Consider the following 24,690-nt stretch of genomic DNA (forward strand, 5'->3'; position numbering starts at 1 on the left):
CGCTATAGCTTGGGATCTACGATAAATGCTTCCTTGAGTTAGAATTTATAGCTCAAAACTACAAAAATAGGTGCAGAATAAAAGTTTTTATGTGGGGCTAAATTATGTCGCAATTGATTGATAGACGACAAAACGCAGGAAAAAAAAGTACGGTTAATCGCCAACGTTTTCTTCGCCGTTATAAAAATCAGATCAAACGTGCTGTCTCCGATGCTGTTGGAAAGCGAAGTATTACCGAAATTGACCAAGGCGAACAAATCACAATTCCTGCTAAAGACATTTCTGAACCTATGTTTCATCGAGGACAAGGTGGACATATAGAACGTGTATTACCGGGAAATGATAATTTTATTGCTGGCGATAGAATAAGAAGACCGAGTGGAGGATCGGGTGGCGGAGGAGATGGCTCAGATGCAAGCGACAGCGGTGAAGGCGAAGATAATTTTGTTTTTGAATTATCTCGGGAAGAGTTTTTGGATCTGTACTTTGAAGATTTGGAATTACCCGATTTGGTGAAAAAAGAATTGGCGCGCATTAGCACCTTCAAAACGATAAGAGCTGGCGTGACTACGAGCGGCATTCCTAATAATATTAATGTTCTTCGTTCAATGAAACAAGCAACCGGCCGCCGAGTTGCTTTGGCCTCACCCCACAAAAGACTATTAAAAGAGGCAGAAGAAGAATTAGAACAACTGGAAGCTCAACCTGTTCCAGATGCCGAAGTCTTGAAAAACCTGCAAAAAAAGATCGAGCATCTAAAGAAGAAAATACAAACTGTACCGTTTATCGATACCATTGATCTACGTTATAACTTTCGCGTTCGTGTCCCATCACCTTCGACTCAAGCTGTCATGTTCTGTGTTATGGACGTCTCGGGTTCAATGGATGAGGCTAAAAAAGACATTGCAAAACGCTTTTTTATCTTGCTTTATATGTTTCTCACCAAAAATTATGAAAAAATTGAGCTGGTATTTATCCGGCACCATACTTCCGCTAAGGAAGTAAATGAAGAAGAGTTTTTTTACTCTCGAGAAACTGGTGGCACTGTGGTTTCCAGCGCCTTGGAACTCCTGAGTACCATTATCGAAAGTCGCTATCCACCAGAAGCTTGGAATATTTATGTGGCACAAGCATCAGACGGCGATAACTGGAATGCTGATTCACCTTATTGCCAAGAGCTGCTGCAAGATAAGATTATGCCCTTATTACAATATTTTGCTTATATTGAAATCATGCCGCGCCATCATCAAAGTTTATGGGAAGTCTATCAACTCGTAAAAGAGCGCTATCCTAATTTTGCTATGGAGAACATTGATACAGTAGCTGATATCTATCCCGTTTTTCATGAGCTATTTAAAAGGAAAACTGCATGAAAAAGAAGAAGCCTTTATCCACAGGTGCAGAATGGACCTTTGAATTAATTCAGGACTATGATCGTGAAATTGCACGCATAGCCAAAGATTTTAAGTTAGATACTTACCCTAACCAAATAGAAGTCATTACCGCAGAACAAATGATGGATGCTTATGCTTCTGTAGGGATGCCTATAGGTTATCATCATTGGTCTTTTGGCAAACATTTTGTCAGTGTTGAAAAAAGTTATAAACGTGGACAAATGGGCTTAGCTTATGAATTAGTTATTAATTCAAATCCCTGCATTTCTTATCTCATGGAAGAAAATACCATGGCCATGCAAGCCTTAGTGATTGCTCATGCTTGTTATGGCCATAACTCATTTTTTAAAAATAATTATTTATTTAAAATGTGGACTTCTGCTGATGCCATCATTGATTATTTAGTATTTGCAAGAAAATACATCAGTGATTGCGAGCAACGCTATGGCATCAATGAAGTAGAAGCAGTCCTGGACGCGTGCCATGCACTGATGAACTATGGAGTGGATCGCTATAAACATCCTACCCCTTTATCCATACAGGAAGAAAAAATTCGCCAACAAAACCGCGAAATTTATATGCAATCTCAAGTCAATGAATTATGGCGAACCATTCCACAAAGCAGACAAGTTATGGAACAAGCTCAGAAAAAACATTTCCCAGAAGAGCCACAAGAAAATATTTTATATTTTATTGAAAAAAATGCGCCTTTATTAGAACCTTGGCAGCGAGAAATCGTGCGTATCGTACGTAAAATGGCTCAATATTTTTATCCTCAAGGCCAAACCAAGGTGATGAATGAAGGATGGGCTTGCTTTTGGCACTATACCCTTTTGCATGCATTATACGATGAAGGCCTAGTTACAGATGAATTTATGCTGGAAATATTACAAAGCCATACCAACGTCATCATGCAGCCACCTTATAATAGTCCTTATTATAGCGGCATAAATCCCTATACCTTGGGGTATCATATGATGCAAGACATCAAGCGAATTTGTGAAAATCCTACAGAAGAAGATAAAACATGGTTACCATATTTGGCCAATACAGATTGGTTAAGTAATTTGGATAATGCGATGCGTCATTTCAAAGATGAAAGTTTTATTGCCCAATATTTATCCCCTAAATTGATTCGTGATTTAAAATTATTTCACATCGTAGACGACGATCGCAGTCCTGATCTTTACGTCAACGCAATTCATAATGAATTAGGATATCAAAAAATAAGAGAAGCATTATCAAGACAATATAATCTAGGTTATTTGGAGCCTGATATTCAAATTTATTCTGTTGACTTACAAGGTGATCGCTCAATGACTTTACGGTACACCCAGCAAAATAGAGTGCCTTTGGGCCAAACTACAGTCGATGTTTTGAAACATCTCTATTTTTTATGGAAATTTCCTATCGTTTTGCAAGCAGTAAATTCTGAAAACGAGATCACTGAAGAATATCATTGCCCGCCAAAACCTTCATCGAATAACTAATTGATGAGCACAAAGGACTATTCTCAATAACGATTAAAGAAAAAATAGGGAGTGCTTATAATTCATCCCCACCCCTAGTGATAAAAAAATTTCTGCTCATTATTTTTCAATAATCGCAGTAGATGCATATATTTTAACTCCATCTTCTGCAAATGGATTCAAATTAAAAATGTCACGAAACACTTTTGCTGCCACTTCATTATTATTCAGAAACCAATCACTAATGTCATCTGAATAATATTGGATAATCTGAGGCGTAAAGAGTGCATATGCTGCTTCTACATGTCCTCTTATTCCAATTCCTGTTTTTATAAAATATTTATTACCTTTCAGTGCTCGATTAAGCAACTCTACAGCCTCCTTAAGGCTACTTAAAGTACTTGCTTCAACAGGAACTGAATCAGATGAATAAACTTTAACGGTAACCGCTAACTGCTCTCCAAACTCATGCACCTGGTTAACAAAAGAGGCTAAGGCCTGAGCTTTATCTTCGTTACAAACAGTAACTTTAATTTCCATATCACGCCCTTCACCCGTTAAGTCAGCTACATGAACACACGGATCTGCATTCAACGCGGCACTTAGCTGATTTTGTAATAAGTACCAAGGAGGAAGTAGCATATCAGCTGCATTCGCTACAGAGGTCATACAACTTATGATAAAACAAAGAAATAAGCCAAAAGAAGCCCCTACTTTACCTGTCACAGCACGGTACATCATGATTACCTCTTACTTACGTTATTTAAAACAATACCTCCATAAATTTTTATGGAGGTATTTGAGAATTACTCTAAAGCCATTTCAATAGCAAAGGCCAACGCCAATTTAGAGAAGTTAGTCATATGTTCTAAACTCAATCTGTCCATAGTATCCTTAGAACTATGAATGTAAGGGTTGTGATCTTCAAAATTAGACTCGCATGGGAATGCTGCGGGAATACCTACTTCATCCCATGAAGCATGATCACTGCACCCATAGCCACATTCTGAATAAGCAACCGGAACCTGCACATAATTGCTGATTAATTCTGCTACGAAATTACTTAAACTCTCGTCTGTATAATCGGTAAATACCCACATTGTTGGATCTTTGCGATTCACGCGATAACCCGTCATGTCAAACTGAATAGCAGCTTTTACCGGAATTGAGTTATCCATAAAATGCTCAACAACATACTGAGAGCCTACTAAACCGCGCTCTTCAGCGGCATACCAAATGATATAGATTGGGCGCTTAAACGTTGTTTTGGAAGACAACAAAATTCGCGCCATTTCCATAACCGATGAAGAACCGCTTCCATCATCCCCTGCACCTGGCATACGTCCGTCAAGCGTATCCATATGTGCTCCAATCACTACTGCAGGCGCATTGATGTCTTTGCCAATGACAGTGACTAACGAAGGTTGCTTATAATAATTACCTGTTTTCACGAAAAAGGTTGCTGTATCAGTACGACCATTTGCAGCAACCATATCATCAAAAGTTTTTTTCAACCATTTTGCCGCATCCACACCTGTATCTTTGGTCGCTGAACGATTATGGAATGAAGTAAGTTGCTTCAAAGTATTCCAAATATTATCTGGGACCACATTCTGTAATGCCTCATTAACTTCATCTGGGTGCTTCAGCTCATATACAGTGCTTTTGGGTTGCGCTGCTTTAATTGTTTTTCTCTGCAGGACTCTTTGCGCAGATTGCTTTTTCGCTGGAAGCAAAGAACCAAGTATGTGATGGCTCACATTCACGAAACGACCGCAATTTACTTGATCTGCCAAATGACTTAGAGCATCCACATCTGCTGCAGGAATATCAATTATTTTAAATTGTTTATTTTCTGCCAAAACCTCATACGGAGTAGCAATTTTTGCGGCAAGACATTGAGGCACTTGCAACTGTTCATGAACAGGGGCGCTTGTCGCCAAAACATCAGTGCTAGCAAGCACTGAGCCCACTGCGATATAGGTCATCCATTGATTAAAACGCATTTCTACTCCTATTTTAAATTAAATTTGCAACGTATTTACCTCGTAAAAACTCACTTTACCTAAATTCTGCAATTGGATCTACTGTTTAATTTAAGTTTTATTCAATAAAAAAATAACCATATGACTTTTTTTTGTTCTTTTTGCTATTGATAATCATTTTCATTTGCGCTAGAGTTTGAACCCCGACCCATTAGTTGAGCAAATAAATGGCAGCAAATAAAATAAGATTCAAAAAAATTCCTCGTTATGTTGCTCTGGCGTCTCTTACTATCGGCGCTAGTTTAATTCTTGGTTTTCTAAGTTTTGGTGGAATGTATGCATTATATCCTATCCTACCTTTGGCATTTGCTGCTTTTGGTCTTTCTGTAGCCTATGAGGGCGAAGTCTATTTACAAAATATTAAAGGTGCTTTTAAAAAAATATTTAAAAGCACCTACTTAGAGAATCACCTGGCTAAAGAATATTTGCTAGAAAACTTTCCCGAAAATACTGATTCAGAAGAGTGTCCTCAATTTTTCAAAGATTATGAAGCACAACTCAATCTCCTGAAAGACTTTAATCATAAACAACTTAATAAAGAAAGCAGAAAACGCAAAAAGCAAATAGAAAAAACGCTGACGGACATGGAAAAATGGTTCGCTTTGCAATTATTTGCAACCCCAAAAAAGCACAAAGATGAGGAGGAAGAAGAACTATCCAAATATACACAATCCTTAAGAGATTGGCTGGAAGCTCACGGACAAAAGGAGTGGCAAGAACGCTTAGAAAAACGCCAATCAACATTTAATTTTGCTAAAAGTTTCAGTTTGGTTGCTGGTGTATTCATGGGGCTTGGTAGTACCTACCTCATTGTAGAAGCGTTTAGCGTAATTCCTTTAATGGCCGCCATTCCTTTTGCTTTTTGGCCAATCCTCATTGTTCCAATGGCAGTAGTTGCTGGAGCTGCTTATGGTATGTTGACTTACAATACGATCACAGATCTTATTAATAATGACACTATCAAAAAATGGTATACCAAACTTAAAAATGACTTAAGTCAAGGTATCACAGCGCGTAATGTATTGATGACGCTCACTGCTGTATTTTTAGTGGGCTTAGCCATTGCGCTTACGATTTGTACTGCCGGTACTTGGTGGACTGTAGCAACCAGTGCCCGCCCTTTATTTGAATGGATGAAAAGAATACCCAGTTTTGTTATGGGGATTATCAATCCCATCATCACTGGATTATCTGCTATATCGTTTAATATACAAAACTCTTCTGAATCTCTGGAAATGATCTATGAAGCCACAGATCCCAAGACCAATACCACCAATATATTTCAACGCACCTACAAAACCATTGTAGATGGGCTTACCCATGTATGGGATACTGAAAATTGGTTACAGATGATTAACCCGTTTCGTATCCTGTTAAAATTAACGGTTACTCCTTTACGTATTCTGCTTTTTTTGGGTCACTTAGTAAGCGTTGCCCTGACTTCAGATCGCATGCCTGGGGTGCCTCAAATAGTAGCTGCTCTTGTAGCAATTATCAGTGAGGGTTTCGAAGACGCGCATTATTTTATTGGCTCGAGCTCTAAAACAAAAACATTATTAGAAGAACGTTTAGGTTCCGAAGAAGAGCATAATGAAGATATTCCCTCCAGGATTCTCAAAACAATTGCTTCACCTTTATATTTTCTTGCAGCTGCTTGGGATTGCTTGGCAAGTAAAAAAAATTCAGCTCCTAATGATATGCAAACACCACAGCCAAAGGTACTCACGTGGGAGAAAGCATGGAACAAGCAACGAGGCGTACAAGAAGAAGAGAATGTAACATTAGCTGACGAGGCAGCACGTCCATCAAAAGAATGGAACGTTGAGCATGCAGTTTCTCTAATTGAAAAATATGAAAGAAAACACCTTAATACGATCTGGGTTGGCGAGGAAATAGCGGATGCTAAAAAAGAAGAACTAAAACAGTTAAAAACTAAAGTTCGCGAAGCCAATTCTAATGGTTCTTCAGTGAATTCCATACTTAAAGAAGCAAAAAATAATCCTGTCTATAATCGACATCGTTTATTTCCCATACAGAATGAAGAACCAACTGCCACCCAAGAATTTATTGAAGAATTACCTGAACGCGTTAATGCAATTTAATACGTACTTTATTTAGATCAATTCTGCGCGCAACCATCCCTATCTACTAAGAGGAGGGATGGGATCACTTGAAAAATTTTCGATGCAATATGATTATAGAGATATTGACTCAATGCATTAGATGAATACATGAAAAAATCTTTGTTCCATGCTGTGGCGTTATTTTTTCTGTTTATTAGCATCTGCTGTGCTCAACAACGAGATATTTCGATTACAATTGATGACTTGCCTCTTGTTGGACTTCCCTACGAAATGTTCGAAAGTATTGTTCATAGCTTCGTGAAACATCAAGTTCCTGCAATAGGTTTTGCCATTGGTAGTCGAGTCACCAATGAAACCATAAATCAATTTCTGTTATTTAAGCAAAATGGATTGGAGTTAGGAAACCATACTTATTCTCATTTGAATTTAAAACGTGCTTCTTGCGCAGAATACATCAATGATATTATTAAGGCAGATACAGTTCTTGCACCGTTTATGTCACAGCCAAAATATTTTCGTTACCCTTATCTGTCTGAAGGAAAATTGTAGAGAAAAAATATTGTTCGACGTTATTTGAGCAATAATAACTACATTGTCGCTCCAGTCACCGTTGATAGCAGGGACTTTGAATTTAATAAAAAATTAATAAAGCAAATAAGACAAAATCCAACTGCACCATTAACAGATTTAAAGAGGCATTATCTTGAATATGTTTGGCAACGCACATTAACTGCTGAAAAAAATACCCCTGGAAAACAAATCTTACTTCTACATGCCAATTTATTGAATGCTTATTTTTTAGATGATTTATTGCTAATGTTTGAAGCTCATGGCTATCATTTTATTTCACTTAGTGACGCATTAACGTCATAACAGAATCCGGGGGAAACATGCCATGTATTTTCATAACCAAGGGTAAAATATGTGAGCATAGCCAGAGCAGAAAATCAGGACAGTTTGGCAAAGATAATAGAAATGGAAATAGAGCGTCTAATTACTTTGCAGCAACAATTCTTTAGCATGGGAGCGCGTTTGCTCAGTTATTTTTAATCCTCCAAGCATGCGTGCTATTTCATCAATTTTTTCATTAGATTGCAGTAAAGAAATATGGGTAAACGTCTCTTGATTGTTGCTTCGCTTTTCAACCATAAAATGATTATTGGCAGCGGCAGCAACCTGAGGCTGGTGCGTGACACAAAATACCTGCAAACGCTCTCCCAATTTACGAAGCATTTGCCCTATGAGGGCTGCTGTAGCTCCCCCAATACCTACATCCACTTCATCGAACAATAGAGTAGGTGTCGTACCTTGCTGGGCAGTAATCATTTGAATGGACAAGCTAATTCGCGAAAGTTCACCGCCTGATGCCACTTTACTTAATGAATCAAGCTCCATGCCTGGGTTAGTACACACCTTATATTCTACTTTATCCATTCCATGGACGTACATTTTTTCTAGGGGAGATATTTCAATTTCCACCCATCCTTTAGGCATGCCAAGTTGTTGAATACTGGCGGTAATTTCTTTTGCCAGTTTTTTTGCCTGTATTTTTCTTATCTCTCTCAATTTAAGAGCTGCTGCTTCATAGGTTGCAATCAATTGACTCTGCTGAATTTTTAATTGAGCTAACCGGCTTTCATTGTCTTGCAGCTCGTCTCGCTCTTTTTGCAAGTTTTGTGCATGCTCATGAAGCTTACTGCTATCAATATGATATTTGCGTGCAAGTTGATGTATCGCACTCATACGCGCTTCTATTTCATGCAAACGCTCAGGGTCCAAATGAACACGCTCTGCAAATTGCTGCATTTCATCAATTGCTTCTTCACATTGAATCAACGCACCATTGATCAATTCAAAAGTATTTTTAATTTGGGATTGTTCTTGCGGTAATTGACCCAGTAAATGCAAAACCTGATTTAAGCCGGTACAAATATTGAGTTCATCTTCAGAGTTTAATAAGCCATGGATTTGTTGACTCTTTTGCAAATATTCTCTTGCATGATGTAACATTTGATGTTCTTGATACAAAGTTTCAATTTCATTTTCATGCAGATTCAATGCAGATAATTCTTCAATTTGAAATTGCAATAATGCAATTTTATCTTTTTGTTGTTCCTGACTCTGTAATACATCAATTTCCTGCTGAATTTTCTGACATTGCTTATAAACCCGAGCGACCTCATCAAGTAACGCATGATTCTTTCCATATTGATCCAATTGTTGGCGATGCGTTGCATGCTGCATCAGTGTTTGATGTTGATGCTGTCCATGAATGTGGACTAGTTTTTCGCTTAATTCTTTTACTTTTTGCAACGGGAATGGTTGACCATTAATATATGATTTGGAGCGACCTTCTGCATAAATCACCCGCCGCAAATAAATCTCGCCATCATCACAAGGAATATCGTGTTCTGCTAGCCACTGCGCAGGCTCAGATCCTTGACCTACAAAAAATCCGGCGGTGATATCACATTTTTCTTGGCCAGGCCGGATAACTGAACCATCTGCTCTATCACCTAAAGCCAGCATCAAAGCATCAATCATGATCGATTTACCCGCGCCTGTTTCACCAGTGAAAGCTGTCATTCCTTGAGAAAAGTCTAACTCCAAGTGTTGCACAATCGCAAACTGTTCAATGCACAAAGTTGTGAGCATGTTCTATCCTATCCTTGATGTTTGGATTCCCAACCAAGTTTTGATCGTAATGTATCATAATAATGATAATCAAGAGGATGTAACAGACGTAGTTGATGACCATTTTTTTGAACAGCAACTTTTTGTCCCGGCTTGACCATTCTGGATTCATGACCATCACAACTTACTCGCAGATCCGCTTCATTAAACTGACTGATATGCAGTTCAATTTTAGCTTCTCCATCAATAACTAATGGGCGTGAGCTTAAACTATGCGAAAACATGGGCACAAGAACGATTGCATTTAACTGGGGATGCATGATAGGACCACCTGCAGATAAAGCATAGGCAGTAGATCCGGTAGGAGTCGATAAAATCATGCCATCAGAGCGATAATGACTCACTAGCTGCCGATTGACATATACTGAGAATTCAATAAGATGTGTTTCCTTCCCACGTCCTAAAACCACATCATTGAGTGCATCACCTTCAAAATAAGTATGATCTTCATCATAAATGCGAGTATGTAAAAGAAAGCGCTTTTCTTCTTCATAATAACCGCATAGCACGGCACTCAATTGCGTTTCCAGTTCATGAGGTAAAATATCGGTAAGGAATCCCAAGCGCCCTCGGTTAATTCCAATTACCGGAGTGTCCACTTTAATCGCCATACGCGCCGCTGAGAGCAAACTCCCATCACCACCGACCACAATGATTAAATCATTTTTTTTACCCATATCTTCTCTGGCTAATATGGGAATTTTCACATCAAATCCTGTAGACGTATCTACATCTTGATAGATCTGCACCTCTTGTTTTTCAAGAAAATCAACCAAGCGGTATAAACTTTCATTCACCCCTTGATTTGCCCTGTGCTGGCGCGCATACAAGATGATCCGTTTGAATTTAACTTTATTCTTCAATGTTTGCTGTTCTTGATGCTTTTTTTCTTTCATGTTCTTTCAATGATTTTTTTCTTAATCGAATCGAATCAGGAGTTACTTCAACTAACTCATCATCATCAATAAATTCCAATGCCTGCTCCAAAGTTAATTTGACCGCAGGAGTTAAAATGATGTTTTCGTCAGAACCTGAAGCACGGATGTTAGTTAATTGCTTTTCTTTTGTTACATTAACAACTAAATCATTATCGCGAGCATGAATCCCAACAATCATCCCTTCATAACAAACTGTTTGCGGCTCAACAAATAACCTGCCTCGATCCTGCAAGTTGAATAAAGCAAATGCACGAGCCATACCCTGGCAATTAGCAATCATTACACCATTTATCCGCTTTCCTATTCGTCCTTTAATCGCCGGACCGTAATGATCATAAACATGATACATTAAACCTGTACCAGAGGTAGAAGACAAAAATTCATTATGAAAACCAATAAGGCCTCGGGTAGGAATCATATAGTCAAGGCGCACTCTTCCTTTTCCGTCAGGAACCATATTTTGTAATTCGCCTCGACGCTCTCCTAGCTTTTCCATAATAGCACCTTGATGATTTTCTTCCACATCTACAGTCAAATGCTCATAAGGCTCTTGTTGCTCACCATCTACTTCGCGAATAATCACTTCCGGTTTGCTGATCGCTAATTCATAACCTTCACGACGCATTGTTTCAATAAGAATTGATAAATGGAGTTCTCCACGGCCAGAAACACGGAATTTATCAGGGTCGTCACAATCCTCAACGCGTAAAGCAACATTATGTAATAATTCGGTTTCCAGACGCTCACGAATTTTTCGCGAGGTCACAAACTTTCCTTCCTGACCGGCAAAAGGTGAGTCATTGACTTGGAAAGTCATACTAATTGTTGGCTCATCCACTGATAGTACAGGTAATGCTTCAACAACACTAGGCTCACAAATCGTGTCAGAAATTTTGATGCCTTCAATGCCGGTAATCGCAATAATATTACCTGCACTAGCCTCTTCAATCTCAACACGTTCAAGGCCCTTAAAACCTAATAATTGCAATAATCGACCCGTGCGAATATTACCCTCTTTATCAATAATCTTAACGGCAGATTTTGCTTTAATTTGTCCGCGAGTCACTCGACCAATTCCAATAGTGCCAACATAGGATGAGTAATCTAAAGAGCTGATTTGCATTTGGAAAGGACCATTCGCATCGACTTTTGGTGCTTCAACTTCATCAATAATTGTTTGTAATAAAGCACTCATATCCGTAGCTTCATCTTCCAGATTCAACTTGGCATAACCATTTAATGCAGAAGTATAAACTACAGGAAAATCCAATTGCGCATCTGTTGCACCCAAATTATCAAAAAGATCAAATACTTGGTCCATAACCCAATGAGGTCTTGCTCCTGGGCGATCAATTTTATTAATCACAACAATAGGATGCAACCCACGCGCAAATGCCTTTTGAGTTACAAAACGTGTTTGTGGCATAGGTCCATCAACAGCATCCACCAGCAGCAATACACTATCAACCATCGATAAAATACGCTCTACTTCTCCCCCAAAATCAGCATGCCCTGGGGTATCAACAATATTAATTTGATGATTTTTCCAATACACACAGGTATTTTTAGCAAGAATAGTAATGCCCCGTTCTTTTTCTAAAGCATTGGAATCCATCACACGTTCAACTTTAGGCGCTCTCTCATTTAATGTACCTGTTTGTTGCAGTAATTTATCTACTAACGTGGTTTTACCATGGTCGACGTGGGCGATAATGGCGATATTGCGAATCTGATCAATCATAAATAACCTTTGAAGGAAAAAGCAGAGTATTTGTACATAGATTTGACATTATACATCAATAGACCGCTAAAACCTATCTGCTTTGTGTATTTTAGTATAGCAAAACTTCAATTGCAGTACTCCAGCGTGAGCTGTTTCATGAGCACATCTCTGCCTAATCCCACGGCTTGTCCCAGTGTTTTAGTGCGATATTCTGGAGCCCTGGACAAGCAGAGGGACGTGGGAGAGCAGAGCAGGACTGGGTTCTCAGGGATATTTAAAAGATTCAGCAGTCTGAGAGAGTACCGTAAACCGAGGACTTAATGCTGCTACAGCCCCGGGATTTACTGTACTGCATCCAGACTGCAAGATGCTGACTACAAATTATTTTTTAGCTGCTAAAATAATAGTGAGGGGTTAAAAATAGGGAGTAACTATGAAACAACTAATATTACATCCCACTGACATTAGCCAATGGCATGCATTAGTTAATGAGGCTCAAGCTGCAACACAGCTGATGTTAACAGAAAATACTGAAAGTTATTTAGTATTTTTATTAATGCGCTTTTCCCAAGGACCTAAACTCATTGAGTCCGTTGTTGCACTTGATTTTCTTGAGTCAGTACAGAGACCAAAAACATTGCAAATGGAATTATTACGCGATGTAGGTGATAAAAGCTTACTCTTTTGTGGACTATTTCCAGGAATTGCCAAGAGACGCCATGTCAGTCTTGATTATTTTTCTGAAATGGGACAAGCAGCTTATTTAACAATCGGAGAGTTAGAAGGAAAGCATACTGCTGATCTGTACATTCAACTCAGTGAACAATTTCTTACATTAAAGCAAATATTACAGGCCATGCGTGGGGAGTACGTAGAGCTCATTCAATCAAACCAGGAAATCTTATCTTCTATAAAATTTACTTTGCAATAAATAATTCGTTATAACCTGGATGCAGCATAGAGGAGCTCCAGAATGCAGAGAATAATGCTCCTCGGTTTACTTGCACCCAGGACTGCCGCACTATTTTCATCCCTTATGAAATAGCATCGTCACATCAATAGGATCAAAAGTATATTTCTTATTGCAAAAATCACATCGAATCGCCACTTCACCTTGCTCCTTTAGTAATTCTTTTGCATCTTCCTCACCTAAAACAGCTAACACCTGCTTCATTTTTTCCAAACTACAGCGGCACTTAAATTGAGTTTTACGACTATCAAATATCCTAAGTTCTGTTTCATGATAAAGGCGGTAAAGTAATGTTTCATTATCTAAAGTAAGTAATTCATGTGCACTTATTGTTTGCCCTAATTGCACAGCATATTCCCAAAATTGCTCTCGTTGTACCGTATCTTGACCTGGCATTAACTGCAGTAACATTCCTGCTGCAGCATTATCATTCACAGCCAACCAAACTTGAGTGGATACTTGCTCGGATTGAGCAAAATAGTGTACTAAATTTTCACTCATGGATGTTGATTGAATTGGAACCATACTTTGATATGAGTTGGTTTGATTGTATTGGTTAATGGTAATAACCATCTGCCCTTTAAGAAAGGCGGAGGCATATTCGTTAGTTTCTAGATTTTCAATAAATTGGGCAAAACCTCTTACATTAAACTCATGATCACATTGTACCAATAATAAAGGAAGCCGTTTATCGCCTTGAAATTGTAAATCTAAACTGCCTTGAAATTTAATACTGGATGCCAGAAGCAAACAAGAAACTATAGCTTCTCCCAACAAATTTTTAACCATTGGCGGGTAGCTCCGTTGGCTCATAATTGATTGGTACGTATTTTCAATATGAACAATTTCACCCCGTATGTTGGCGTGTTCAAAAATAAAGCGTTGAAGAGTATCAGATTCTTTCATAATGGACTCAAAATAAATTACAACGAACCAGGGTCTGTTGCCAATTCACCATTTTGGTAGAGAGTAGAATTTCAACAGACCCTAAAGCAAATCTCGTGGCCGCGCAAAGTATAACATAATTTTTTTCTAATTTTCCTGGAGAAAAAATTATCTTGAACTATGCTTTTAAAACATCCATCTGAAAACTAAAGGACTAAATCATGATAGATAAAAACATTCTTGCACCTTTATTCAAAACGATTGATAAAGTCATTTTTGGTATTGAAGAACCAAAAGAGCCAGAAACTAAACCTGACTTTATTGAAATAGATACAGGAGAAGAATTTGATGTCGAACGGTCTATTAATTAGTAGTTGATTCACAATACCTAAGCAGGCAATAATCGCTCTTTTTTTGAGTGAGAAATCTTTAAGATGTTAAATGGCCAACAAATGGCAGCAGTACGTTATATAGACGGACCCTTATTAGTTCTTGCTGGGGCTGGAAGCGGTAAAACACGAGTAATAACGCAAAAAATAGGCTATTTAATTAACACTTGCGGCTATGCCGCTAATACAGTATGTGCCGTAACATTTACTAACAAAGCAGCCAATGAAATGCGTACTCGCGTTGCCGCCGTTCTGCCGGCAGCCAGTCGCCGCGGTTTAAAAGTAGCAACCTTCCATACCTTAGGCTTAAGCATTCTCAAACGTAATTACACCTTATGTGATCTGAAAAAAGGATTTTCTATTTTTGATAGTGAAGATTGTTTGCAAATTTTACGTGGCTTTTTACCTGCAAATAAAGCAACTGAACGTGAATTTATTTTCCAGATTCAACAACAAATTTCGCGCTGGAAAAATGATCTTCTTACCCCAGAGCACGTCATTAAAAATCGATTAGACACTCCTTTTTATGAAGAAGCTGCACTGTTGTATCCACGTTATCAGCATGCACTTAAAGCATATAACGCGATTGATTTTGATGATTTAATTCGTCTTCCAGTCAGTCTTTTGAGTGAACATCCTTCTGTATTAGAGTATTGGCAAAATAAAATCCGCCATTTATTGGTAGATGAATACCAGGATTCAAATACCAGCCAATACCTTTTGGTGAAAAAATTAACTGGAATTCAAGCACGCTTTACTGTAGTGGGTGATGATGACCAATCCATTTATGCCTGGCGAGGTGCAAAACCTGAAAATTTGCAACAATTACAGCATGATTACCCACAATTAAAAATAATCAAGCTGGAGCAAAATTACCGCTCGACCAACATTATTTTACATACTGCGAATCACCTTATTGCAAACAATCAGCATCTGTTTGAAAAAAAATTATGGAGTGAGTTCGGTCAAGGAGAGCTCTTACGAGTTATTCGTTGCAAAGATGAAAATGATGAAGCAGAACATGTAGTTGCTGATTTAATCAGCCATAAACTGCGCTCCAGAACTCAATATGGCGATTATGCAATTTTATATCGTGGCAATCATCAGTCGCGCATATTTGAAAAAGTGCTCCGTCATTACAGTATCCCTTATACAATCAGTGGCAGCCAGTCATGGTTTGCCAAAGCAGAGGTTAAAGATGTATTTGCCTACCTGAAATTATTGTGTAATGAAGCAGATGATGCTGCTTTTTTAAGAGTAATTAACACCCCCAAGCGCGGCATTGGTGAAGCCAGCCTTGATGCATTAGGTCATTATGCTCAAAGTAGAGGTGTAAGCCTTTATACAGCAGCAGACCACCTGGCCCTTAGTGAATATATTGCAGAAAAACCACGTGCAGCATTGCTTGTTTTTAAATCCTGGATAGAAGAAATAAAAAAACGATTAGCTACTGGAGCAATTATTGAGCATTTGAAACAAATGGTAGAAGACAGTAGTTATGAAGCCTATATTTACGAACAATGCGATACCCCCGCAAAGGCACAAAAAAAGATGAATAATGTCTGGGAGTTATTAGAATGGATTGGACGTTTGTTAGCAAAAAAACCAGAGCAGACCTTAGCAGAAGTGATTAATAAATTAATCTTGATCGATATTCTTGAGCAAGCAGACGAACATGATAATGAGACTTTGCAACTAATGACGTTACATGCATCAAAAGGGTTGGAGTTTCCTTACGTTTATTTAGTGGGTATGGAAGAAGAATTATTGCCACATCGTGTGAGCATTGACGAAGATCAAATTGAAGAAGAAAGACGCCTGGCCTATGTTGGAATTACCCGAGCTCAAAAAGGATTGTGTTTTACCTTAGCAAAACAAAGACGTCGTGCAGGTGAGTTGCAAGATTGTTTGCCAAGTAGATTTTTGGATGAATTGCCCACAGAGCATTTAGAATGGTTTGGCAAAAACATCGAGCGATCTGAAGAGCAGTCAAAAAACTTGGCTAAATCACATTTAGCAGGATTGAAAAGCTTGTTGAGTGAATCCTGATTTGAACTTAATGTAGAACTCTTTCCCCATTGTTATACTGAATTTATGAAAAAAAACATCATTTTGTTCATTGTTTCTTTTGCCATGTTTATGGAGGCAGTTGATACTACCATTATTAACACCGCTATTCCTGTTATGGCACAGAGTTTAAAAGTCAATCCGATTGATTTGAAATTAGCATTGATAAGCTATCTTTTGAGTTTGACAATTTTTATTCCGATTAGCGGTTGGATCGCTGATAAATTTGGCATGAAAATCGTTTTTATTATGGCAATCTCTATTTTTACCTTAAGTTCAGTCTGGTGTGGATTCACTAATAGCTTGGGAGAATTAGTTTGTGCACGCATCATGCAGGGGTTGGGAGGTTCGCTCACCATGCCTATTGGCCGCCTCATTATTTTACGGACTTGTGAACGACACGAACTAATCGCAAAAATGAGTATCGTAGTGATGGTTGCCTCTTTGGGATTGATGCTTGGGCCATTACTAGGCGGAATTATTACCTATCGCTTTTCCTGGCGTTGGATCTTTTGGGTCAATATTCCTGTTGGAGTACTCGCTGTAATTTTATCAAGCAAATTATTACCTTATATGCTTCCTCGTCCGGTTCCTCCTCTCGATAAATTGGGCTTTGTTCTTTTTGGGAGTGGACTTGCGACCTTAACTTTTGGTTTATCTATGGCCAGTGAATCAAATGTTACAATATTTCAAATCGTCGCGGCTTTCTTTATTGCACTTCTTCTATTAGGTGGATATACCAAACACTCCTATAAAAGAAAACACCCTATTGTTAGGGTGGAACTTTTATACACACGTACTTTTTGTGTCTCAATTGTGGGTAATTTATTAGCCCGACTAGGTTTTGGGGGAGTCCCCTTTTTATTGCCTTTGTTGTTACAAATTGGGTTAGGCTATTCACCACGCCTATCCGGTCTCTTGCTCGCTCCAATTGCCCTAGGTATTTTTTTAGTTAAACCTTTATCAGTTTATATATTACGTTGGCTTGGTTATAAAAATTTATTAATATTAAATACAATGCTAGTAAGTATTTCTCTTTGGTCCTTTTTTTCCATTAACCAATATTCTTCCGTATATGGAATTGCATTTTTGACTTTTGCATACGGATTTCTCATTGCGCTTCAATATACGGGTATGAATTCTTTGGCTTATGCCAACATTACAGAAAACAATATGAGTGCAGCGACCAGCATTATGAGTACAACGCAACAACTGGCACAAAGTTTTGGTGTTGCAGTATCAGCGATTTTTCTGAGTCTTTTCACCTATATATATTCTGAAGATCATATTTTATCCATCCAAATATTCCATGATACGTTTCTAATGCTTGGAGTTATTACTTTTTTTTCAGGGATCATTTTTATTTTTCTAAAGAAAGAAGATGGTCTTGAGTTAATTAAAATCCCTGAACATTAATTCTTATAACTTTTTTTGTTTCTTAAGCCCTTTCTGTCTGCTCTTACGCGAAAAAACGGCTAAGAGATTGCAAAATATTAGAGTTTTTAGACAAAATACTCTATAATATAGGGGTATTATTTTTCTGTTTTCATATTAAATGTAAAAAAAATTTAAAATATTTAATAAAAAAACAGCACAATTAATAAAATAATGCTACAATGTCCTGGTAACAATTTAGGAAATTAACATGTCAGATAAAATTCGTGGTACAGTAAAATGGTTCAATGAGTCCAAAGGTTTCGGTTTTTTAGAAAGTGGCGGTAAAGATTATTTTGTGCATTTCAGTGCAATTCTAGGCAGCGGGTTTAAAACTCTTGCTGAAGGTGCAACAGTGACGTTCAAGCCTAGTAACGGCCAAAAAGGTCCTCAAGCTGAAGAAGTTGAAGTAGTTTAAATCAATTTACTGAAACTCCTTATTCGCTTAAATATGACATTATTTAATCGGATAGGGAGTTTTTTATTTTTAATTCTATAAAAATTAAGCCCCCGCAAAAAAAATTACCGCCAATAATAATCATTGATGATTTTGATTCTTTTTTCATTTGCTATAATACACACACAAAATTGTGTGAGCTATATGCCTTATATTTTTTAAAGAGCTTGGGGATGTTTTGGATCATGGGTCTGGTCTACTATAAGTAAGAAGGCCCTAAATACAAGGAGTCGTAACATGAGTAAAAAAATCGCAGTGATTGTTGGTAGCCTACGTAAAGAATCTTACAACAGAAAAATGGCAAAAGTACTTATTTCTCTGGCACCTAAGTCGTTAAATCCGCAAATTGTTGAAATTGGTGATTTGCCACTATACAACCAAGATCTGGATGATGAAAATAGACCCCCTGCATCCTGGGTTCAATTTCGTGAGCAAATGAAAACATATCAAGGTGTGTTGTTTGTTACCCCAGAATACAATCGATCAGTTCCTGGTGTACTTAAAAATGCAGTTGATGTAGGCTCTCGTCCTTATGGTAAAAGTATTTGGAGCAAGTTGCCTGGCGCAGTGATAAGTGTTTCTCCCGGAGCTATTGGAGGATTCGGAGCAAACAATCATTTAAGACAATCATTTGTTTTCTTAGATATTCCAACCCTTCAACAACCCGAAACATACATAGGCATGGCAGCAGATTTGTTTGACGAGCAGGGAAACATCAAAAAAGAAGACACACGAAAGTTCTTACAAGATTTTATGGAAGCTTATGCGGATTGGGTTGCACTAAATGCTAGTGCAAATTAAAAGCAGATAAGTCATAATAAGGAAAGGAAAATATAGGGTAGATTATGTCTAAAATATTAGTTACGGGCGCTACAGGATTTGTTGGACGAAGCTTAGTTCCAGCCCTTATCTTGACTGGTCATGATGTATTATGCGCTGTTTCACAGAAGGTTGACTGGCTGCAGGCAAAACAAATTGTTATTAATAAATTGGAATTACTGCCAGATTGGAGTACGGCTTTGCAGGGTATTGATATAGTTATCCATCTTGCAGCCAGAGTTCATATAATGCGAGATACTACAAAGTCACCTTTGGACGAATATTGTAAAATAAATAGTATTGCAACAAAAAACTTAGCAGAACAAGCGGCTCAGTATGGGGTAAAGCGATTTGTATTTTTAAGTTCTATTAAAGTAAACGGAGAATTTACTTTAGAGAGCGCTCCTTTTACTGAAGATAGTTTAGTCCAGCCTACTGATCCATATGCTCAAAGCAAGTTATATGCTGAGCAGTATTTACAATCCATTAGCCAAAATACAGGTATGGAGATTGTTATTTTGAGGCCTCCATTAGTTTTTGGTCCAGGAGTCAAAGCTAATTTTTTTAAAATGCTCCAATTAGTTAATAGAGGCTGGCCCTTACCTTTTGGAAAAATTAATAATAAACGTAGCTTTGTTTTTATAGATAACCTGGTCTCAGCTATCTGCACTGTTTCAACTGAACCCAAAGCCGCAAACCAAATCTATTTAATTGCGGATGATGATTCTTGGTCTTTGTCTAATTTACTCAGTTTTTTGGCCAAAGAAATGAATAGTAAGGCTAAGTTATTCCCGATACCTGGAGTTTTATTTGGCTTCAAATTACTTGGTTTAAATAAGCTGAGCAGTAGATTATTCGGATCTTTAGAAGTGAGTAATCACAAGATAAAATCACAATTAGGATGGATCCCACCCGTAACTTCTGCCGATGGATTAGCTAGAACTGCAAAATGGTATAAAAATGAATATAATTCTTAGTCTATTTTTTGTTGTTCTTTCCGCTATTCTAACGAAGATTTTTTGTATGTTAGCACAAAACACCAGACTGATGGATAAACCAAACGATCGGTCCCTACATACTATTCCAATAGTAAGAGGAGGAGGGCTTGTTTTTATTAGCCTCTCTTTGATTTCTTTGCCTTTTTTATGTTTCTTCACCGAATCTTCCTTTAGCGAACAGTACATTTTATTAGCTAGCACTGTCTTACTCGCTTCCATTAGTTTTTTTGATGATCTCTATACCTTATCAGCTAAATCCAGGTTCCTGGTTCAATGTATTGTTGCTGGATTAATTGCTTTTATAAGCCCTGACATGTTGGATTTTGGTTTATTTTCTTTAGAAAATCAGTATTTAATTATTGCTTTTCTATTTTTTGCAATTATCTGGGCAATTAATCATTTCAACTTCATGGATGGACTTGATGGTTTTTGTGCTTCGCAAGCTATATTTTTATTCGTTAGTTTTGCTTTATTGTTTCATTTCAACAGTGCTCTAATCTATCAAGATTTTTGTTTTATACTTATTTTTAGCCTAACGGGCTTTTTGTTGTACAATTTCCCTCCAGCAAAATTATTTATGGGAGATATAGGTAGTGCAACACTGGGGTTTCTCTCTTTTTATGTTGCTTTAATCGCACAACAAAAATATCAGATTCCGATTATATACTGGTTCATGTTGAATGGTTTATTTCTTTTTGATGCAACGATTACGCTGCTGCGAAGAGTTTTTAACAAAGAAAAATGGTTTGCTCCTCATAGAAAACATGCATATCAACGATTGAAACAGCTTGGAGTTGATACCCGTATTATTCTATTGGGTCAAATATCAATGAATAGTATTTTTTTGATTCTTGTTTTATTGCTTAATATGAATAAATTAAATATTTATCAAGCATTGATGACTGAATTCGTTTTTATGTTAATTATTTACTACCTTATAGAAAAAAATTTCCCTATGTTTGAAAAAATCAAGTAACTATTGCACCAAATATTAAATCAATTGTAAACAGGCATATAAGCTATGACGAATAACTATGAGCAGTTTGAGCAACGCAAGAAAGATCACATTAAATTGGCCTTAATGCCTGAAAATCAAACTACAGGGCTCAGTACATTTGATAGTATCAATCTGATTCATGATGCTTTGCCTGACTTAAATTTTGATGAAATAAGCATTAAGGGTTCTCGATTTGGGCAAGTGGTTGAAAAACCTTTTCTCATAAGCTCTATGACTGCGGGGCATCGCCGTGCAAAACACATCAATCATAACCTAATTGAGGCATGCGCGCTGAATGGCTGGGCAATGGGGGTAGGCTCGCAAAGACGTGAACTCACTGACCCTAAAGCAGCATTTGAGTGGCAAGATTTACGCCGTGACTTTCCTCAGGTTAGTTTATACAGCAATTTAGGAATAGCACAATTAATCACCACATCATTAAGCGATATTCAACGCTTAATCGATGCGTTACACGCTGATGCATTAATTATTCACTGTAATCCCCTGCAAGAATGCATGCAGCCTGAAGGTACAACAACTTATAAAGGATGCTGGCAGACTTTAGCGAGCTTAGTTAAAAAACTATCTGTACCCATTATCATTAAAGAAACAGGTTGTGGCTTTTCTCGTGCAACGATGATGCGCTTAAATGAGATTGGCATTGCTGCGATTGATGTAGGCGGTCTAGGAGGAACACACTGGGGACGAATTGAAGGACATAGAGCCCTTCATGATCCAATTCGGCAACAAGCAGCCATTACTTTTCGAAACTGGGGGATTGATACTGCGACTTCGGTAAAACAGGCTACCGAGCTAAAACCCTCTTACGAGATTTGGGGGTCGGGTGGAGTGAATAACGGATTAAATGCCGCCAAGCTCTTTGCTCTTGGAGCTACAACAGTTGGATATGCAAGACCCATGCTTGAACCCGCCTTAGAATCATCAGAACAAGTAAGCTTATGCATGCAAACGATAGAATATGAATTAAAGGTAACTATGTTTTGTACTGGAAGTCGGGTATTAGGAGATTTGAGGAATGCTTTAGAAGGAAAATATAATGCTTAAAATAGCAATTACAGGAGCAAACAGTTTTATTGGTTCTCATTTGCTCGAGAAGCTATCACGCCTAGATCTGACAATAAATGCATTGTCCCGAAACTCCCATTTGAAGAACACTTCATATAATAATGTGACTTTCTATTCTGGGGATTTATTAGAACCTTCCACACTGGAAAGTTTTATCAAAGGATGTGATATAGTGATTAACCTTTCTTATCTATGGGAAGGTAGTTGCACTCAAAATTTGGAAGCAATAGAAAACTTAGCTAAAATTTGCGCTTTTCATAAAATAAAACGATTTATTCATTGCAGCACTACTTCCGTATATGGAGAGATAAAGGAAAATATTGTTGATGAAGATACACATTGCAATCCGCAAACAGAATATGCCAAGACAAAACGAGCAATAGAAAATTACTTACTAGAAAAATATAATGACTCTTTTGAACTAATTATTTTGAGACCGACACAGGTTTTCGGTCCGAAAGGCAAAAATCTTGTGAAATTGGCTGATGATCTTGTTAGGGGTTCTTCATTTAAAAATTATTTAAAATCCTGTTTAATGGCCAAAAAACCGATGAATCTTGTCTGTGTTGACAATGTAGTCGGAGCTCTTGAATATTTAATTCACATCAATAAACCTAAAAAATTCATTTACATAATAAGTGACGATGAGGTTAAAGAAAATAATTTTCAATACGTTGAAAATTATCTAATGAATCAATTTAAAATCCCTTACTTAATACCGTCCTTTTCTCTACCTTTACTTTTTTATAAGAATTTTTATCAAATGCTTGGTAAAGGAGCGATGAATCCAAGAATAGTCTATTGCGGTAAAAACCTGCGTGAAGCAGGTTACATTAAACCTGTTAAATTCGAAGAAGGTCTGGCTAAATTTGTAACCTGGTACAGCATAGCGTCATCCACTAAGTTCTAGACAAGGCGACGCAAGTAGAGTGAGGTGAAGGATTGTACTCAAGTATATGACTGAGCCGAACAAGCTTGCAACGATGTATAGAACTTAGTGGGTGACGCTATAGTAATGAAAAATAGGACAAGTCAATGAAAGTATTAAATGTAAATTTTTCCATCGACTCTGTAAATGATGGCGGTACAGCCGAAAGAACAAATCAAATGAGTCGATTTTTGGCTGAAAAAAATTATGACTGCACAATTCTTACTTTTTTTGCTAATCCAAATAATGAGAAAATTGCTAAACTCAAGAATATCAAATTAATCATCTTGCCTTATTTTTCAAAACGTTTTTTTATTCCGAAAGGCGGCTTCAAACAAATTAGGAAAGCGGTATATGAAGCAGATATTATTCACATAATGAATCATTGGACCATTTTAAATGCAATAGTATATTGTTACGCTTATTATTTCCGTAAACCTTATGTTGTTTGTCCTGCTGGTGCTTTGACTGTTTTTGGACGCTCTAAAGTATTCAAAAAAATATACAATGTTATTATTGGAAAGCGCATTATTAAAAATGCCCATGGGCATATTGCTATTGCAGAAAATGAGGTGCAACATTATAGATCTTATGGAGTAGACAAACAGAAAATCACTTTTATCCCTAATGGAGTATTTGCAGAAGATTTTTTTCAAGAAAATATAAACTTTAGATCTAGTGTTAACTTGCCAGAAAAATATATTTTGTTTATGGGAAGGCTAAATTATATAAAAGGACCGGATCTTATTTTGAAAGCATTTGCAAACTTACCTCAGGAATATAAAAATTATCACTTAGTTTTTGCCGGTCCAGATGGTGGCATGCTGAGTTCACTCCAGAGTATTACAAAAGATCTTAATCTTGATAACCGAGTTCATTTTATTGGTAGTGTATCTGGGATAGATAGAAATTATGTTTATCAGAACTCTATGTTTCTAGTAGTCCCTTCTCGGCAAGAAGCGATGTCTATAGTTGTGGTGGAAGCGGGTATCTTTTCCAAGCCCGCATTAATTACTGATCAATGTGGTTTTGACTTGGAACATATTGAAGCCGGATATGTAGTCCCCGCAAGCGTGGAAGGGTTAGAGCAAGGTTTGCTAAAAATGCTCTCCAGTTTAAGAAGAACTGATATGGGGATTAATTTAAATACACTTATTCTTAAGGATTATACTTGGAGTTCCGTAGGTGAGAAAATGACTGTTTTATACAAAAGCATCTTACAATGATGTCTATGAGAGACACCTAGGTTATCATATGCTTCACATATCTTGATTTTAACCTAGACAATAAAAAAGGTAAATTCAGCGATAAAA

At 37.4% G+C, this 24,690-nt stretch carries 22 protein-coding genes; 16 read left to right on the top strand and 6 right to left on the bottom strand.

Translation table 11 applies throughout. The annotated features are described in order from the left end of the window. Window positions 1-104: 104 nt before the first annotated feature. Together Ltuc_RS00275 and Ltuc_RS00280 are read left to right on the top strand one after the other, a co-directional pair. The gene (locus Ltuc_RS00275) at window positions 105-1,373 is read left to right on the top strand and encodes a YeaH/YhbH family protein (RefSeq protein ID WP_058519374.1); all 1,269 of its coding nucleotides are present in this window, start codon (window positions 105-107) and stop codon (window positions 1,371-1,373) included. Beyond that, window positions 1,370-2,884 carry a SpoVR family protein gene (locus tag Ltuc_RS00280; RefSeq protein WP_058519375.1) on the top strand — a complete coding sequence of 505 codons (1,515 nt, stop codon included), beginning with the start codon at window positions 1,370-1,372 and terminating at the stop codon, window positions 2,882-2,884. The genes Ltuc_RS00275 and Ltuc_RS00280 overlap by 4 nt, the downstream gene beginning before the upstream one ends. A gap of 99 nt (window positions 2,885-2,983) precedes the next feature. Here the strand turns inward: Ltuc_RS00280 and Ltuc_RS00285 are convergent, their stop codons facing one another. After that, a complete protein-coding gene (locus Ltuc_RS00285; RefSeq protein ID WP_238584040.1) occupies window positions 2,984-3,604 on the bottom strand; it encodes a group-specific protein in 621 nt (206 codons plus the stop codon). A 65-nt stretch (window positions 3,605-3,669) separates the two neighbouring features. Beyond that, window positions 3,670-4,869, bottom strand: coding sequence for an aminopeptidase LapA (lapA, locus tag Ltuc_RS00290; protein ID WP_058519376.1), 1,200 nt, complete (start codon window positions 4,867-4,869; stop codon window positions 3,670-3,672). Between the two features lie 206 nt (window positions 4,870-5,075). Between lapA and Ltuc_RS00295 the strand changes: the two genes are divergently transcribed. The 3 genes from Ltuc_RS00295 (at window position 5,076) to Ltuc_RS15615 (ending at window position 7,865) form a co-directional block, all read left to right on the top strand. Further along, window positions 5,076-7,010 carry a hypothetical protein gene (locus tag Ltuc_RS00295; protein WP_058519377.1) on the top strand — a complete coding sequence of 645 codons (1,935 nt, stop codon included), beginning with the start codon at window positions 5,076-5,078 and terminating at the stop codon, window positions 7,008-7,010. Between the two features lie 129 nt (window positions 7,011-7,139). Then, window positions 7,140-7,541, top strand: coding sequence for a polysaccharide deacetylase family protein (locus tag Ltuc_RS15610; protein ID WP_238584041.1), 402 nt, complete (start codon window positions 7,140-7,142; stop codon window positions 7,539-7,541). Between the two features lie 24 nt (window positions 7,542-7,565). Beyond that, a complete protein-coding gene (locus Ltuc_RS15615; protein WP_238584042.1) occupies window positions 7,566-7,865 on the top strand; it encodes a polysaccharide deacetylase family protein in 300 nt (99 codons plus the stop codon). Window positions 7,866-7,982: 117 nt separating this feature from the next. On the opposite strand, the gene recN is transcribed toward Ltuc_RS15615, so the two are convergent. From recN to typA, 3 genes are read right to left on the bottom strand one after another with little or no spacing between them, the layout of a single operon-like run. Then, window positions 7,983-9,647, bottom strand: coding sequence for a DNA repair protein RecN (recN, locus tag Ltuc_RS00305; RefSeq protein WP_058519378.1), 1,665 nt, complete (start codon window positions 9,645-9,647; stop codon window positions 7,983-7,985). An 8-nt stretch (window positions 9,648-9,655) separates the two neighbouring features. Then, entirely contained in the window at window positions 9,656-10,582 is a 927-nt protein-coding gene (locus Ltuc_RS00310; RefSeq protein WP_058519379.1) for an NAD(+) kinase, read from the bottom strand. After that, complete coding sequence (typA, locus tag Ltuc_RS00315) at window positions 10,539-12,365, bottom strand: translational GTPase TypA (protein ID WP_058519380.1); 1,827 nt, start codon at window positions 12,363-12,365, stop codon at window positions 10,539-10,541. Before typA ends, Ltuc_RS00310 begins: the two co-directional genes overlap by 44 nt. 415 nt (window positions 12,366-12,780) lie before the next feature. On the opposite strand from typA, the gene Ltuc_RS00320 reads away from it, so the two are divergent. Next, window positions 12,781-13,278: a hypothetical protein gene (locus Ltuc_RS00320; RefSeq protein ID WP_058519381.1), complete on the top strand. Its 498-nt coding sequence runs from the start codon at window positions 12,781-12,783 to the stop codon at window positions 13,276-13,278. 96 nt (window positions 13,279-13,374) lie between these two features. On the opposite strand, the gene hslO is transcribed toward Ltuc_RS00320, so the two are convergent. Then, window positions 13,375-14,223 carry an Hsp33 family molecular chaperone HslO gene (gene hslO / locus Ltuc_RS00325; protein ID WP_058519382.1) on the bottom strand — a complete coding sequence of 283 codons (849 nt, stop codon included), beginning with the start codon at window positions 14,221-14,223 and terminating at the stop codon, window positions 13,375-13,377. Between the two features lie 200 nt (window positions 14,224-14,423). Between hslO and Ltuc_RS15480 the strand changes: the two genes are divergently transcribed. The 10 genes from Ltuc_RS15480 (at window position 14,424) to Ltuc_RS00370 (ending at window position 24,603) form a co-directional block, all read left to right on the top strand. Then, window positions 14,424-14,573: a hypothetical protein gene (locus tag Ltuc_RS15480; RefSeq protein ID WP_165480992.1), complete on the top strand. Its 150-nt coding sequence runs from the start codon at window positions 14,424-14,426 to the stop codon at window positions 14,571-14,573. Window positions 14,574-14,636: 63 nt separating this feature from the next. Continuing rightward, complete coding sequence (locus tag Ltuc_RS00330) at window positions 14,637-16,640, top strand: UvrD-helicase domain-containing protein (RefSeq protein ID WP_058519383.1); 2,004 nt, start codon at window positions 14,637-14,639, stop codon at window positions 16,638-16,640. Between the two features lie 45 nt (window positions 16,641-16,685). Continuing rightward, complete coding sequence (locus Ltuc_RS00335) at window positions 16,686-18,074, top strand: MFS transporter (RefSeq protein WP_058519384.1); 1,389 nt, start codon at window positions 16,686-16,688, stop codon at window positions 18,072-18,074. 229 nt (window positions 18,075-18,303) lie between these two features. Continuing rightward, window positions 18,304-18,510 (top strand): cold-shock protein, encoded by a 207-nt coding sequence (locus Ltuc_RS00340; RefSeq protein WP_058519385.1) that lies wholly within the window; start codon window positions 18,304-18,306, stop codon window positions 18,508-18,510. Window positions 18,511-18,786: 276 nt separating this feature from the next. Beyond that, complete coding sequence (locus Ltuc_RS00345) at window positions 18,787-19,350, top strand: NADPH-dependent FMN reductase (RefSeq protein WP_058519386.1); 564 nt, start codon at window positions 18,787-18,789, stop codon at window positions 19,348-19,350. A 44-nt stretch (window positions 19,351-19,394) separates the two neighbouring features. Beyond that, window positions 19,395-20,345 (top strand): NAD-dependent epimerase/dehydratase family protein, encoded by a 951-nt coding sequence (locus Ltuc_RS00350; protein ID WP_058519387.1) that lies wholly within the window; start codon window positions 19,395-19,397, stop codon window positions 20,343-20,345. Beyond that, the gene (locus Ltuc_RS00355) at window positions 20,329-21,342 is read left to right on the top strand and encodes an MraY family glycosyltransferase (protein WP_133138330.1); all 1,014 of its coding nucleotides are present in this window, start codon (window positions 20,329-20,331) and stop codon (window positions 21,340-21,342) included. Before Ltuc_RS00350 ends, Ltuc_RS00355 begins: the two co-directional genes overlap by 17 nt. 45 nt (window positions 21,343-21,387) lie before the next feature. Further along, window positions 21,388-22,428 (top strand): type 2 isopentenyl-diphosphate Delta-isomerase, encoded by a 1,041-nt coding sequence (gene fni / locus Ltuc_RS00360; RefSeq protein WP_058519388.1) that lies wholly within the window; start codon window positions 21,388-21,390, stop codon window positions 22,426-22,428. Continuing rightward, window positions 22,421-23,359, top strand: coding sequence for an NAD-dependent epimerase/dehydratase family protein (locus Ltuc_RS00365; protein WP_058519389.1), 939 nt, complete (start codon window positions 22,421-22,423; stop codon window positions 23,357-23,359). Before fni ends, Ltuc_RS00365 begins: the two co-directional genes overlap by 8 nt. Window positions 23,360-23,484: 125 nt before the next feature. Beyond that, window positions 23,485-24,603: a glycosyltransferase gene (locus tag Ltuc_RS00370; RefSeq protein WP_058519390.1), complete on the top strand. Its 1,119-nt coding sequence runs from the start codon at window positions 23,485-23,487 to the stop codon at window positions 24,601-24,603. The last annotated feature ends 87 nt before the right edge of the window (window positions 24,604-24,690 follow it).

This window comes from Legionella tucsonensis (genome assembly GCF_001468035.1).
Classification (GTDB): Bacteria; Pseudomonadota; Gammaproteobacteria; order Legionellales; family Legionellaceae; genus Legionella; species Legionella tucsonensis.